At 45.0% G+C, this 14,167-nt stretch carries 13 protein-coding genes; 10 read left to right on the forward strand and 3 right to left on the reverse strand.

Translation table 11 applies throughout. The annotated features are described in order from the left end of the window. Window positions 1–19 precede the first annotated feature (19 nt). Window positions 20–616, reverse strand: coding sequence for a BclA C-terminal domain-containing protein (locus BLU58_RS04580; protein WP_093291045.1), 597 nt, complete (start codon window positions 614–616; stop codon window positions 20–22). A gap of 328 nt (window positions 617–944) precedes the next feature. Here BLU58_RS04580 and BLU58_RS04585 point away from each other — a divergent pair, with 328 nt between their 5' ends. From BLU58_RS04585 to BLU58_RS04595, 3 genes are all read left to right on the forward strand, one after another. Beyond that, window positions 945–1,379, forward strand: a complete 435-nt coding sequence (locus BLU58_RS04585; RefSeq protein WP_093291046.1) for a YwiB family protein — start codon at window positions 945–947, stop codon at window positions 1,377–1,379. A gap of 2 nt (window positions 1,380–1,381) precedes the next feature. Then, the gene (gene argS / locus BLU58_RS04590; protein WP_093291047.1) at window positions 1,382–3,052 is read left to right on the forward strand and encodes an arginine--tRNA ligase; all 1,671 of its coding nucleotides are present in this window, start codon (window positions 1,382–1,384) and stop codon (window positions 3,050–3,052) included. Window positions 3,053–3,274: 222 nt separating this feature from the next. Then, window positions 3,275–3,592, forward strand: coding sequence for a hypothetical protein (locus BLU58_RS04595; RefSeq protein ID WP_093291048.1), 318 nt, complete (start codon window positions 3,275–3,277; stop codon window positions 3,590–3,592). Between the two features lie 61 nt (window positions 3,593–3,653). On the opposite strand, the gene BLU58_RS04600 is transcribed toward BLU58_RS04595, so the two are convergent. Further along, window positions 3,654–4,211, reverse strand: coding sequence for a class I SAM-dependent methyltransferase (locus BLU58_RS04600; RefSeq protein ID WP_093291049.1), 558 nt, complete (start codon window positions 4,209–4,211; stop codon window positions 3,654–3,656). A gap of 150 nt (window positions 4,212–4,361) precedes the next feature. After that, window positions 4,362–4,973, reverse strand: coding sequence for a prolyl hydroxylase family protein (locus BLU58_RS04605; protein ID WP_093291050.1), 612 nt, complete (start codon window positions 4,971–4,973; stop codon window positions 4,362–4,364). Window positions 4,974–5,164: 191 nt separating this feature from the next. Here BLU58_RS04605 and BLU58_RS04610 point away from each other — a divergent pair, with 191 nt between their 5' ends. From BLU58_RS04610 to BLU58_RS04640, 7 genes are all read left to right on the forward strand, one after another. After that, complete coding sequence (locus tag BLU58_RS04610; protein WP_255404589.1) at window positions 5,165–6,568, forward strand: sigma-54 interaction domain-containing protein; 1,404 nt, start codon at window positions 5,165–5,167, stop codon at window positions 6,566–6,568. Window positions 6,569–6,729: 161 nt separating this feature from the next. Further along, the gene (locus BLU58_RS04615) at window positions 6,730–7,773 is read left to right on the forward strand and encodes an L-erythro-3,5-diaminohexanoate dehydrogenase (protein WP_093291052.1); all 1,044 of its coding nucleotides are present in this window, start codon (window positions 6,730–6,732) and stop codon (window positions 7,771–7,773) included. A gap of 71 nt (window positions 7,774–7,844) precedes the next feature. Continuing rightward, window positions 7,845–9,161 (forward strand): lysine 2,3-aminomutase, encoded by a 1,317-nt coding sequence (ablA, locus tag BLU58_RS04620; protein WP_255404590.1) that lies wholly within the window; start codon window positions 7,845–7,847, stop codon window positions 9,159–9,161. Beyond that, on the forward strand, window positions 9,158–10,177 hold the full coding sequence (locus tag BLU58_RS04625; protein WP_093291054.1) for a lysine 5,6-aminomutase reactivase subunit KamB: 1,020 nt from the start codon (window positions 9,158–9,160) through the stop codon (window positions 10,175–10,177). Before ablA ends, BLU58_RS04625 begins: the two co-directional genes overlap by 4 nt. Further along, a complete protein-coding gene (locus tag BLU58_RS04630; RefSeq protein WP_176786494.1) occupies window positions 10,167–11,840 on the forward strand; it encodes a lysine 5,6-aminomutase reactivase ATPase KamC in 1,674 nt (557 codons plus the stop codon). The genes BLU58_RS04625 and BLU58_RS04630 overlap by 11 nt, the downstream gene beginning before the upstream one ends. Then, window positions 11,803–13,401 carry a lysine 5,6-aminomutase subunit alpha gene (locus tag BLU58_RS04635; protein WP_093291056.1) on the forward strand — a complete coding sequence of 533 codons (1,599 nt, stop codon included), beginning with the start codon at window positions 11,803–11,805 and terminating at the stop codon, window positions 13,399–13,401. Before BLU58_RS04630 ends, BLU58_RS04635 begins: the two co-directional genes overlap by 38 nt. Further along, window positions 13,382–14,128, forward strand: coding sequence for a lysine 5,6-aminomutase subunit beta (locus BLU58_RS04640; protein ID WP_093291057.1), 747 nt, complete (start codon window positions 13,382–13,384; stop codon window positions 14,126–14,128). The genes BLU58_RS04635 and BLU58_RS04640 overlap by 20 nt, the downstream gene beginning before the upstream one ends. Window positions 14,129–14,167: the final 39 nt, after the last annotated feature.

A 14,167-nucleotide genomic window follows, 5' to 3' on the forward strand; every position in this document is an offset into this window, starting at 1 on the left:
ATCACTCTCAAATTATGGATTATGCAGGACCTAATCTCTTTATTGTCATAGAAGCATTGCTGAGTGGTGTAGTCGCACCAATTAAGGTTTCTAGCAATGGAACAGGTACACCACTTACATTTCGTAATGTGATGGTAGCGTTCGCAGGGACATCGATGATGACAGAACCAGATACTTGTGCTGCAAGACCTAAAATACCTGTCAAGTTAATGGCAAAAGTTGATTGGGGGACGACTGTCCCGTTTACGGTAACGGCAAAAGCGGCTAGTAAGCCTAGAAGTGCCCCGATAACACTTACTTGGAAGTTGATTTCGTACTGGCCTGCTTGAGGTAGGGTGATGTTAGTGGACCCAGCGGTATGTGTAATATTATTTAATACACCATTATTACTAAATGGCACATTTCCCCCTGCTGGAATGGTTAGCGCTATACCATTGGATAGGTTGTATATTTGTCCATAAGCCGATAGCCCACCCCCGTTCTCTAAGGCTACGATCCGTCTGTTTAGACCTGCGATACGTCTTCCGAGAGTTCCTAGTCTCCTGAATATTCTCCGGATAATAGGGCAATTTGACGATGGACAATTACTCTGTGCTACAGATATCTTATCCTTCATAATCATAGGCCTCCCTTCTTCTAACTATACATATGGCGAACCAATATACTTGGCTTGTATGATCATCTATTTTTTCAGTCCTATATGTCTAATTGTGGTTATTTTTTTTGATATATTTGGGGCGAAATGCTACATTTGTTTCATTAGGATAGGCTGTGATGATAGTACATAATCTTTATTAGGAGTGGGATGTACTCCATCGTTTTAGAGAGATGTTTCAAATAGTAGGTACAGTACGGTTGCTAACTTTTCAAGCTTTTACTATACTTGATGCATATTAATTTTAGTGAGGTGTTTGGCATCCGCAAGAACGGGTGCCATTTCCTTTATGAGCCAAAAACAAAAACGTGAAGTCCGAGTACGGGTGGTTTCGATTATTTATTCTGATCCAGTAGCTGAACCAGAAAGAATCGAACAGGAGATGCCTGGTTCGTTTGAGGAATCGTGGACAGACTGGAAAATCCGCTATAAAGAAAATCCGGGAACATCGGAAGAGATAGCTACGATGGTGAGGGCTGGGGAGGACCAGCTTGTGATCATTCGTCGTGGAGGTATTTCGTACCGTCAAGTGTATCGGCCGGATGATGTTACGGTGAGTACGATGACAACCCCAGGTGGCCAGATGGAGATGGAGGTACATACCCATCAGTATCGCCGCGAGATGGGACAAGGTAGTGGAAAGATCGAGTTTTCATTTGAACTATCGATGAGCGGGCAATCATTAGGGTTGTACGAGCTTACGATTGATTGGTTGGAGGGGTAACGATGAGCGTTTTGACGCAGATGAAGGAAATGTTGAAAGAGCAGATTAAACAGGCCATTCTGCAAGCGGAACTGGTAACAGAGGAACAGATTCCTGATATTTTATTAGAGGTGCCGAAGGAGAGAAGCCACGGAGATTGGGCTACGAATGTGGCGATGCAGTTGACACGGATTGCCCGTCGTAATCCGCGTGAGATTGCGAATGTGATCGTAGAGAAACTAGACCAATCCAAAGCGCAGATTCGCAAAATCGAGATTGCCGGCCCGGGTTTTATTAACTTTACGATGGATCGTTCTTTTTTAACGGACGTAGCGCTTGAGGTTCATAAGCAAAAAGAGGAATTTGGCAGAAGTGGAGCCGGTAAGGGCGAGCGGGTAAATGTGGAGTTTGTGAGTGCTAATCCAACGGGTAGTCTTCATCTCGGACATGCACGTGGGGCCGCGGTTGGAGATGCATTGTGCAATGTACTGGATGCGGCTGGTTATGATGTAACCCGTGAGTATTATATTAATGATGCAGGCAACCAGATGAACATGATGGCCTTATCCCTAGAAGCGCGTTATTTCGAGGGATTGGGAATGGATTGGGAATTCCCAGAGGACGGGTATCGTGGGCAAGATATGGTTCAGATTGCAGAGCAGATCATCGAGATGGACGGGAAAAAGTGGGCCGAGGCAGATGGTTCCGAGCGTTTAGCTTATTTTCAGGAAGTGGGTCGCGAGAAGCTACTTAAAAAGATTGAAACGGATCTAAAGGGGTTCCGTGTCGGCTTTGATAAGTGGTTTAGTGAGAAGTCTCTCTATGAATCAAATGTGATTGAGGAAACGTTAGAAGAGTTAAAGAAACAAGGTTATACGTATGAGCAAGATGGTGCTCTCTGGCTTCGTTCTACAGATTTCGGTGATGATAAGGACCGTGTGCTGGTGAAACAAGATGGTTCCTATACCTATCTTACACCTGATATTGCGTACCATCGGAATAAGTTAAGTCGTGGCTTTGATCGTCTGATTAATATTTGGGGTGCGGATCATCACGGTTATATCGCTCGGATGAAGGCGGCTCTACAAGCGCTAGGACATCCAGCAGATACACTTGATGTGATGATTATTCAAATTGTGAAGCTTTTCCAAGGTGGAGAAGTAGTGAAGATGTCAAAGCGTACAGGGAAAGCAGTCACGCTGGTAGATTTAATGGAAGAAGTAGGAGTTGATGCAACCCGTTATTTCTTCGCGATGCGTAGCCAAGATACACATTTGGACTTTGATATGGATTTGGCGATGAGCCAGTCAAATGAGAATCCTGTTTACTATGTTCAATATGCCCATGCACGGATTCATAGTGTGTTTCGTCAAGCTGAGGAGAAAGGGGTTGCTGTCTCGTTTGATCCCGCGATCTTGAGCCGATTGACGGAAGATGCGGAGTATGATTTGTTACAAAAATTAGCTGAATTCCCAGATGAGATTGCATCTGCGGCGGAGGCCATCGCTCCGCATCGTGTGATTCGTTATTTATATGATTTGTCGACACAGTTCCATAGTTACTATGGTGCACATCGGGTTGTGACAGAGGATGTGGAGTTATCGCAGGCTCGTCTGGCTTTGCTTGAGTGTACGGCGCAGGTGATTCGAAATGGATTGAAACTTGTAGGGGTGACAGCTCCAGATCGTATGTAGGAGTAGACAGGGAGCGCTAGGTAGGCTCACTAACATCACTAATGATCGGACATTGCTAGAGTTTAAAGAAAAAGTATCAACGCTTTCTTTGTAATCTATTAGTAGAATGCAAGGAAAGCGTTTGTTTATTCATAGTCAATATTTTCTTCATTTCTTCATGCGACATCTGATACAATTTGTTTTGGAAGTATATATGGATGGCAAAAATAGGAGGCATATAATATGAGCAGTCAGTCTAATAATCCATTTCTAGGGAAGTGGGAAACGGAGATTGCTAGCCCGATGGGAAAATTTCCTGTTTCGGTCGAATTTACTTTTCAAGATGGGCAATTAGTAGGAAATGCAAAGCAAGGGGAGGATACATTTACGTTTCATCCCACGGTAGATGGCGATACGTTAAAGTGGTCGATGAAGATTACGAAGCCGATGAGCATTAGTTTGAACTTCGTCGTATCGGTAGATGGAGATAACATGAAAGGTGAGGCGAAGGCTGGGTTTTTCGTTTCATCCAAGTTAACAGGGCACCGCGTTTCAGCATAAAGAAGAACCCCTACTTATGCTACGGCTTAAAAGTGGGGGTTCTTCTTTATGCTATTTCTCTTCATCTTTTTACCGCATCCACCATTAGTGAGGTAAACCCCATGTTTCCGTCTTGATTTCGATGGTCAAACCGCTTCGAACGGTAGATGAACCCATCTTTTTTATCCCAGTCTTGATAATGGAATTGGCCGTTTTCATCGAAATATTCTAAGAGTGTTATCTCGAATCCGGCCGCTTCGAACATAGCTGCAATGGTTGTGTACGTGTATACGATTTGATGACTAGCGGCTGGATGATCTGCGGGACCGGGACCGCCGACTTGAACGAGTTGTTGATATGCTTCTTCTGGGAAGTATCCGTCTGGTACGGCACATCGAATAAAGCCTCCTGTTTGAAGGAATTCGTGGCATATGGTTGCGGCTTGGATCCCTTCTTCGTAAGTCAAATGTTCCCATACGTGTTCAGTGAGAATGATGCGGATCGAGTTAGGCGAAAAGCGCTTTACCCAATCATTTCGATTTAATAGGCTTAGCTCGTGTTGCTCGGTGTGAATCCATCCTGGATTGTTGTTTATTCCATCCGCGCCTACAACTACCTTGATATCTTGAGCGTGGTTCATCGTATCACTGCTTCCGATAGATTAAAAAGATGAAAAATAGCCCTCTCATATAAAATTCCTACTGATGATGAGGAGCTTTATATGAAAGGGCATTTTCATTGTATATGATTTCGAAGTTGGAGACAAATCAAAATGGTGTTTAGCACTGAGTCAGACTAGCGGTCGTTCCCGGAACCAGAGAGTGGCGATGTATTTAATGCCCTCTTTTAGAATATCAGAACCGTGTAGAGAAAGCGGGTGGAGGTCAATCGTTCCCTTTATACAGTTTTGAAATACAAGGAGGGTTCCTTCCTGAGGTACAATTTCTAGATCTAGCTTAGGGAAGAAAGTCTCTCCTCCGACTCCAGCAGGAAGTGTATTCAAATAGAGTAGAGCCGTATAAGTGCGTTGTCCACCGACTGCCATGAATTGATAACTTGCTTCTTTATCGAGCTCGAAGGCATCGAAGTGAGCGCCAAATCTCCCTCCGGCTGTATATTCGCCTACTTGCAGTGGTTCGGCGTGGTGGAGTGGTTGTCTGGTAATACTAGCAATTCGCTCACATATTTCGGTAGTAAATGAATTGGTGTGATGGGGAATCCAACCGGTATTACAGATTCTGTAGTCGGATTGGATCAGTCCCTTTTCCCCTACAATGGTAGACGGATGAAGTTGAGGCTGGGCTAATTGAATGAGCTCTTGGCATTCCTCTGGTGTAACAATCTTTTCATACGTAACGACTAATGGATCCAGACTGAAGATTGTTGCAGGCCTGTGAATCATATGCTCCACCCCGTTTCTAAGTTAGTAACAATATATTATTCAGAAGGGGAGAAGATGATTAAGAAATGACATTAGGAGTTAGTCCTAGAAAAATAAGTAGAAAAAATATACAATTATAAATATATGTCAATGCCAACTATTGATCTTTTTCTGCTTAATTTTCAGCACAAACGAAAACTGGGGGGATTCCGTTGATTCAACATGGAGGGCAAGGTGAATGTAGTGAGCATGTCTTTCAAGAGGTGTTGCATGGGATCCAAGAAGGTGTACATATTGTAAATGCGCAAGGGGTTACTATTTTTTATAATCAAGCGGCTTCTCGTATGGATGGAATGGAATCGACAGAGGTGTTAGGGACGCATGTTTTGGAAGCGTTTCCATCTTTGACGGAGAAATCAAGCACGCTTTTATATGTGTTAGAAACAGGGGAACGGCTTCCAGATACCCAACAAACCTTTTTAAATCAAAAGGGAAAGCAGATTACGACCTTAAATCGTACCTTTCCTGTTCATGTCGAAGGACGATGCTTGGGTGCGGTAGAAATATCGCGCGACTATACACAAGTAAGAGAGCTATCTGAAGAGGTTCATGCATTGCGTGAGCAGGTGTGGAAAACAGCACCCCATAAGGAAAAGAAGGCATGTTTGTATAAGTTTGAAGACTTCCTTACCCAACATCCCGCCTTAGTCGCAGAAGTGAGTAAGGCAAGAAGAGTAGCTCACTCCAAGGCGCCTGTCTTGATCATCGGTGAGACAGGAACTGGGAAGGAGATTATCTCGCAATCGATTCATCAGTTGGGTTTGGGGAAGAAAAAGCCGTTCATTGTCCAGAACTGCGCAGCTATCCCTAGTTCATTGTTAGAAAGTTTATTGTTTGGAACGGAAAAAGGAGCTTTTACAGGTGCAGAAGATCGTGCTGGATTGTTTGAGCTAGCAGATGGTGGGACTCTTTTTTTAGATGAAATTCATGCGATGCCAATTGATTTGCAGGCAAAGTTACTGAGAGTTCTAGAGGATAGTTTTTTACGAAGAGTTGGTGGTTCAAAGTTACACTCTGTTGATGTGCGTGTGATTGCGGCGATTAATGAAGACCCGTGGCTGGCTGTCGAATCGGGAAAGTTTCGTAAGGATTTGTTTTACCGGCTTCATGTGGTGAGTATTCACCTTCTTCCCTTGAGAAAGAGAAAAGAAGATCTGCAACTTTTGACAGATTATTTCCTGGGAAATCTATCTCGGCAATATTCGATTCCGTCGCTGTCGCTTTCGGTAGAAGTGGAGATGTTATTCAGGCAGTATGATTGGCCAGGAAATGTGCGTGAGTTGCGAAATGTGCTGGAGGGAGCCGTTCATTTTATTGAGTCAAATTGCATTGAGCTTCGCCACCTTTCTCGTCATATGACGAAACATTCTACTCATGCGTTTCAAAGGGGTAGTGAATTAGGCCTAGTAGATCGATTAGCCCAGTACGAAAACGAGATGATTTCGCAAGCGATGATTCAATCTGGGGGGAAAGTGTCTAGGGCAGCAGAAGTATTACAGATTCCGAGGCAGACATTGCAGTATAAGTTAAAAAAGTTAGGGATACAGAGGGGCTGAGATCTGTGTCTTGTCATTAGCCCCTAGCTTATTTCCCATCATATTGATAGGTGCCTAATAATGGGCGCCTTTTTTGATGTGGATAGCTCGTTCCCTATAGAAACGCTATTTTTTGAATTGGCATAAAAATTGCATAAGGTAGGGTGTGGAGGTGGAGGAAGATGCAACTGCAAAAAGGAGACCCGTTTGGGACGCATCGAGTGATTGAGCCAGAGGGTGTACTGCCTCAGCCAGCTTGGAGGCTGGATAGTGTATCTCCCTTATATGCAAATGAATGCCTTATAGACGTAGAATGTTTGAATATTGATTCCGCTTCCTTTGTACAAATCAAAGAAGCTTGTGAACATGATGATAGTAAAGTGAAAGAAATGATCATGAAGATTATTACGGATCGGGGTAAGATGCATAACCCTGTAACCGGTTCTGGTGGAATGTTAATCGGCAGAGTGAGCCAAATAGGGGTGGAGTTTCCTGCACCCGATTTGCAAGTGGGAGATCAAGTAGCGACGCTGGTTTCGCTTACGTTAACCCCACTTTTGGTGGAAGAAATCCAACATGTAAATATGAATAACGGTCAAATTTTAATAAAGGGTAAGGCTATTTTATTTGCTAGTTGTCCGTTTGCGATTCTCCCAGAAGACTTACCCGAATCTGTGTCATTAGCGGCCTTGGATGTGTGTGGTGCTCCTGCGCAAGTGGCGAGATTGGTCCAGCCTAGCGATACGGTTGTCGTGTTAGGTGCGGGAGGAAAGTCTGGTTTATTAAGCCTTGCAGTTGCTTGGCAAGCGGCTGGGAAAAAGGGGAAGGTGATCGCGATTGAATCAAACCCTGCGGCTTGTGAAGTGATTCGAGAATTAGGAATGGCTCACGAGGTACAGTCGGTCAATGCGAAAGAGCCACTTGCCGTGAAGGAAGTGATCGAGGAGTTAACAGATGGTAAATTAGCAGACATTACGGTGAATTGTGTTAACGTCCCTGACACTGAGCTTTCTTCTATCCTAGCAACTCGAGATGGTGGAACGGTCTATTTCTTCAGTACAGCCGTAAAGTTTACTGCCGCCGCTCTCGGTGCAGAGGGAGCAGGCAAAGATGTTCAAATGATGATCGGAAACGGATATGCCCCCGGTCATGCGGAGCTAACACTCCAACTATTGCGGGATCATCAGGCTTTAAAGGATATCTTTTATAGGCGGTATCAAGCGTAGATCAACACACGATCACCAGATGGTACAGGCTCATGTATGAACGAATCAAACAAACCCAAGGAGGAATTCACGTGAGAGACTGGCGCGAAATCGAACTATGGAAAGACGTTACCGAAGAGCAATGGAACGACTGGTTATGGCAACTCACCCATACCATTAAAAATTATGACGATCTCAGCAAAGTAATCGAACTAGCACCTGAGGAAATAAAAGGAGTGGAGATATCCAACCAAACGATCCCACTTAACATCACTCCTTATTATGCATTGCTAATGGACCCAACAGACCCAACTGATCCAGTACGTATGCAATCGGTTCCAGTATCTTCTGAGTTATACCGCACTCCGTATGACATGGAAGATCCCCTACTAGAAGATACGGATTCCCCTGTACCGGGTCTCACACATCGTTACCCTGACCGTGTTTTATTCCTTATTACCAATCAATGCTCGATGTATTGCCGCTACTGTACACGTCGTCGTTTTTCTGGGCAAGTGGGCATGGGGGTTCCGAAGAAGCAGATGGATGCTTGTATCGACTACATTCGTCGTACGCCTGAGATTCGGGATGTGCTACTTTCTGGCGGAGATGGCTTGTTGGTAAATGACCGTATTCTAGAGTATCTATTGAAGAACTTGCGTGAAATTCCGCATGTGGAGATTATTCGGATCGGGACACGTGCTCCGGTCGTATTCCCTCAGCGAATTACGGAGAACTTGTGTAACATCTTACAGAAATACCATCCAGTCTGGTTAAATACGCACTTTAACCATCCGCGCGAGATTACACCAGAGGCGAAAAAAGCTTGTGAGATGTTGGCTAATGCTGGGGTTCCGCTTGGTAACCAGTCGGTTATCTTAGCAGGGGTGAATGATTGCCCTCACGTGATGAAGAAGTTGATGCATGAGTTAGTGAAGATCCGCGTTCGTCCGTACTATATCTACCAATGTGACTTATCTGAAGGAATCGGCCACTTCCGTGCTCCTGTCTCCAAAGGGATCGAAATTATCGAGTATCTAAGAGGCCATACATCTGGATACGCTATTCCTACATTTGTGGTAGATGCCCCGGGTGGAGGAGGGAAAATCCCTGTAGCACCTAACTATATTTTGTCGCAAAGTCCGACGAAGACGATCTTGCGAAACTTTGAAGGGGTTATTACTTCTTATCCGGAACCAGAAAATTACAGTCCAACTCAATGTAACTGTGAAGATTGCCAGCGTGAACGCCAGTTGGTCGGGGTTGCTGCTCTCATGAGTAATCAACAAATCAATCTAGAACCGAAGCAGTTAAACCGTGAGGAGCGCCGTCAACAGATGGAAGTGAAGGCTGCTGAGATTGAAGCTGCCTCTGCTCAAAGCCCTGATGGTGCGAAAGAAATGATATGAACCAAACGATGAAACAATGGAGCCAGCGAGAGGATTTACAAGTTCTTTCGCTGGTGGGCATTTCTAAAAATGCAGGAAAAACCACTTTTCTAAATGGATTAGGCAAAGCATGGTCGGCAGAGTCAGTTGGAGTATTTAGTATTGGCGTAGATGGTGAGGCACAAGATGTGTGGAGTGGACGATCCAAACCAGAGGTACGTGTTTATAAGGGTTGGATCGTGGCCACATCAGGTATTTGTCTCCAAAATGAAGCAGATGCATGGGAGATTATCGAGGCTTTACCGATTGATTCGGTAGCCGGGCGAGTCTATTTAGCCCGTGCGAATTGCGATACCTCTGTTAAATTAACAGGAGTGCCTACTCGTCAGTGGGCTTCTCTTTGTATTGAGCGATTAAAACAGTGTGGATGTGCCAAGGTGATTGTAGATGGAGCTTATAATCGGAAGGTGATGGCCAGCCCGGTATGGAGTGATGGCTTCGTATTAGTGGTGGGAGCTAGTTTTTCGCCATCTCTTTCTTTGTTAGTGAAAGAAGTAAAGGGGTGGATGGCGAAGCTGCTCCTTCCTTCCCCTGCTGCTGATGATATCGAACTATATCAATCCTTCTATAGACGAGAAGTTTGTGCACTTCAAATAGGTGAAAGGTGGATATCATTTTCTTCCCATGAGTGGATTCAATCGCAGGGGAGCCATATTTCAGCGGAAGATCTGAAACAAGCTACGAAACTTTACTTTCATGGTGCATTGACGAAGCGCGTTCTAGAACAGCTACGGTCGAGTGGTTTTACAGGCGAACTTACCATTCCTGACTGGACCTATTTGTTTGATTTTCTAGTAAGAGGGTCCCGGATTCAGGTGTTGTTTCCTAGTAATCTACTTGCAGTTGGCATTAATTCTACTTCTCCAGATGGTTGGCAAGTAAATCCTGAGGAGTTTCAGGCACAGATTCAGCAAGTAGTTGGTGATATACCAGTCTGGGATGTATACCGAGAGGAGTGGATTTCAGATGTTTCTTGACTCAGAGACTGCGGAAGCGCTCCGCATTTCTGAATATCTCAAACGAGTTGCGCCCTATACTCCTTTAGGTAAGAAGTGGAAGGGGAGGTTAAAGCCCTATACGCTTTCTCAAATAGAAGAGTGGGAGCTAGATTTACAAGATCAACAAGAGATAATAGAGATATTTTCAGAATCCCGGGCTACGTATTTTCTTACCTGTTGTGAATTAGTAGATGACATTGATTTTTATTTACAAGAAGTGTTGCAAGACCGATCCTCGACGCTTACTTGGTTTCATGTAAAGAGATTTTTAGTGATGTGGTTTAGGTGGGATGAGTTTGTAAGCTCAGAATCAAGTCCGCGTTTCATGAGGATGAATCCAGAAGAGCAGAGAAAGCTTCATTTCTTACTTCTCCTACTTCAAAAATCGGGGCGTTTTACGACTTCATTTGAAGTTTCGCAGTTAGGTGATTCAAAATGGCTTGAGATGAATCGGCAAAAGAATCAGCTGACGAAAGCGATTCAGCAACTTCGCAAAGAGCGACAAAAGCAGATTAGCGAGCGACTACAGAGAAATCCAAATTTCCAAGGGGAATGGGTGATCAGTAGACACCAAGAATCAGCTAAGGTGTTTGCAGTAGACCCGGATATTAAGCTGGTAAGAGAAACGATATACGAACAGATTTACGAGCTTGTACCGGATGAACAGGAGAATGTATGGCAAGAACAGTTGCTAATTTGCAAGGAACAGATGTCAATTTATGAGCAATCGTTGTTTCGGCAGATCAATCGTTTATTTCGAGATCATATCCCATTTTTACAAAGCCTTGTACAGCGCTGGACAAGACTCGACTTCTTATGGGCGAAGTGTCGTGCGGTCCAGAGTTGGAATGGAGTTAGACCCGTCTACTTGGAGAATCAAGTCCGAGTGATTGCGGGGACTCTTCCGCTAGAACAAGAGGCTTGGATGCAAAAAGGGTATGAAATGACGCCTGTTACACTAGAGATGAAGCCAGGATGTACGCTACTGATTGGCCCTAATATGGGTGGGAAAACAACTGCCTTGCGAGTGGTAGGTTTGTGTACCGTATTAGCGCAATATGGCTTATATGTACCTGCCGAGGAATTTTCTTTCCCATTATTTCCGTGGATTCGCACATGGATAGGGGATCATCAAAATGCAGAGCAGGGGCTTAGTAGTTTTGGTGCTGAAATGAATCGACTTGCGCAGTGGATAGATAGAGATCCAGAAAACCAAGGACTCATCTTATTAGATGAAATTGGACGAGGTACGAATCCTATCGAAGGCGCCGCGATCAGCTGTGCGATTACTCGTTATTTGCATGAGTCTCAGGCATGGGCGGTTCATGTGACGCATTTTCCAGAGGCTCTTCAGATTGAGGGAATACAAGGCTATCGTGTGAGGGGGCTTTCGATCATCCCTAAGTGGGATTCAGATCATCCGAACCAAGCAGAGGACTGGATTCGGTTGCTTTATAAGGCAATGGATTATCACCTCGATCCCATCGAGGATCAAGAGGTGGTGGCAACCCAAGCGATTTTGATCGCAGAGATGTGTGGACTACCGGAAAAGGTGATTAAGCAGGCACGAACAGCCGTAAAACAAAGAATCCAGGAGGGAGACTATGAACGAGAGATTGCATTTGGATCCACAGAAAATTAATCGCGGTCGAGAAGCGGCCCGCAAGATTGCAGAGAGGATCGATCAATTTATCGCTCCACTTACCACGGTAGCGGTGGAGCGAACGGTCGCGCGCCTTTTTGGAATAGATGGAGTAGATGATGAATATATTCCGCTTCCCAATCGGGTAGTGGATCATCTATTAGAGCAGGGAGTCTTAGGCAGAGGCGTTGCACCGTGGCTGATTCAAGCGATGATGCATGAGGGACAAGATGCACAAACGATTGCAGAGCGTGTGGCTCAGGGGGCACTTGATTTAACGAAGGTCCCGACTCGATCGGAGGAAGAGCTTCACCGCTTTGGCGGGCAATTAGCCGATCAACAACTAGACCGCATTGCAGAAAATCGAAAAAAACGGGATGAGTATCTCGCTACATTGGGAGAAGGAAAAAAGCCATATCTTTATGTCATCGTGGCTACGGGGGACATCTATGAAGATGTGGTGCAAGCCCGTTCAGCTGCTAGACAGGGAGCTGACATCATTGCTGTGATTCGTTCAACTGGGCAGAGTTTGATTGATTATGTCCCCTATGGTGCTACGAGAGAAGGATTTGGTGGGACGTATGCTACGCAAGAGAACTTCCGCATTATGCGCCAAGCGTTAGACGAGGTAGGGGAAGAGGTAGGCCGCTATATACGTCTTTGTAATTATTGCTCCGGACTATGTATGCCAGAGATTGCCGTCATGGGTGCTTTAGAACGGCTGGATGTGATGTTAAATGATGCATTATACGGGATTCTATTCCGTGATATTAATATGCAACGAACCCTAATCGATCAAGCGTTTTCTCGCATGATTAACAGTTACGCTGGCATCATTATTAATACAGGGGAAGATAATTACCTTACCACTGCCGATGCTGTAGAGGCCGCTCATACGGTGTTAGCTTCGCAATTTATTAATGAACAGATTGCGTTACTATCCGGGCTCCCGGAAGAGCAGATGGGACTGGGTCACGCTTTTGAGATGAGTCCGGAACTAGAAGATGGCTTCTTATTCGAATTAGCACAGGCACAGATGGCACGTCAAATTTTCCCAAATGCCCTGCTTAAGTACATGCCCCCCACGAAGCATATGACAGGAAATATCTTCAAAGGGCATATTCAAGATGCTTTGTTTAACCTCGTTAGTGTCATGACTGGTCAAGGAATTCAGTTGCTGGGGATGATGACAGAAGCAATGCACACCCCGCATATTCATGATCGTCAACTCGCGATTGAAAATGCCCAGTATGTATTTAATAATGCGCGTAATCTCGGGGAGGAAATTCAGTTTCGTTCGGGTGGCAAGATCGAAAAAAGGGCACAAGAAGTGCTCGATGAAGCAGTCCAGTTGCTCGAAGACGTTCAGGAGACTGGCTTTTTTGAAGCGATCCATCGGGGCACCTTTGCTGATGTGAAGAGAGCTTTAGACGGTGGAAAAGGGTTAGTAGGCGTTATCCGGAAATCTGTCGATTACTACAATCCTATGGAACAAGGATTACGCAACCGTTTGCAACTACCAAGTCGGGAGGAGGTGTCTTATGGCTACGGATCTTACTAGAGTCAAACCGTACGGAGATACGATGAACGATGGTGTGATGCAGCTCAGTTTCTCCATGCCTGCTCCTTATGGAGAGGAGGCAAAAGAAGCGGCTAGGCAGCTCGTAATGAAGATGGGACTAACCGAACCGCAAATCTATCATATGAAAGATCTAGGAGAGGGCTACACCTACTTCATTGTCTATGGAAAGTGCGAACATCATGTGGATTACACGACGATTCAAGTTCCAAAGGTAGAAAGCCAAGTGATGAGTTTCTATGATATTAATCACTATATCGAAGAACACATCGGTCGCAAAGTCGTCGTCGTAGGTGCTTGTACAGGTACCGATGCCCACACCGTTGGCATCGATGCGATTATGAATATGAAAGGGTACAACGGTGAGTATGGCTTAGAGCGATACCCGTGGGTGGATGCGTATAATCTGGGAAGTCAAGTCGAAAACGATATCCTCCTTGCTAAAGCCCTCGAACTACAAGCCGATGTCCTCCTCGTCTCGCAGATCGTCACCCAAAAAGGTGTTCATATCACCAACTTAACCGAATTAGTCGAACTACTAGAAGCCGAAGGACTACGGGACCGATTCCTCCTCATCTGCGGAGGACCCCGCATCTCACATGAATTAGCCCTCGAACTAGGATTCGATGCCGGATTCGGCCCCGGTTCCCTCGCCCCAGACGTCGCTTCTTACTTCTCGCAAGAGATTGCGAAGCGGGTAGAGAAATAGATGATACCTCTATTAACTAGATGAGATTGAACCTAGTTA

This window comes from Thermoactinomyces sp. DSM 45892 (assembly GCF_900107305.1).
Taxonomy (GTDB): domain Bacteria; phylum Bacillota; class Bacilli; order Thermoactinomycetales; family Thermoactinomycetaceae; genus Baia.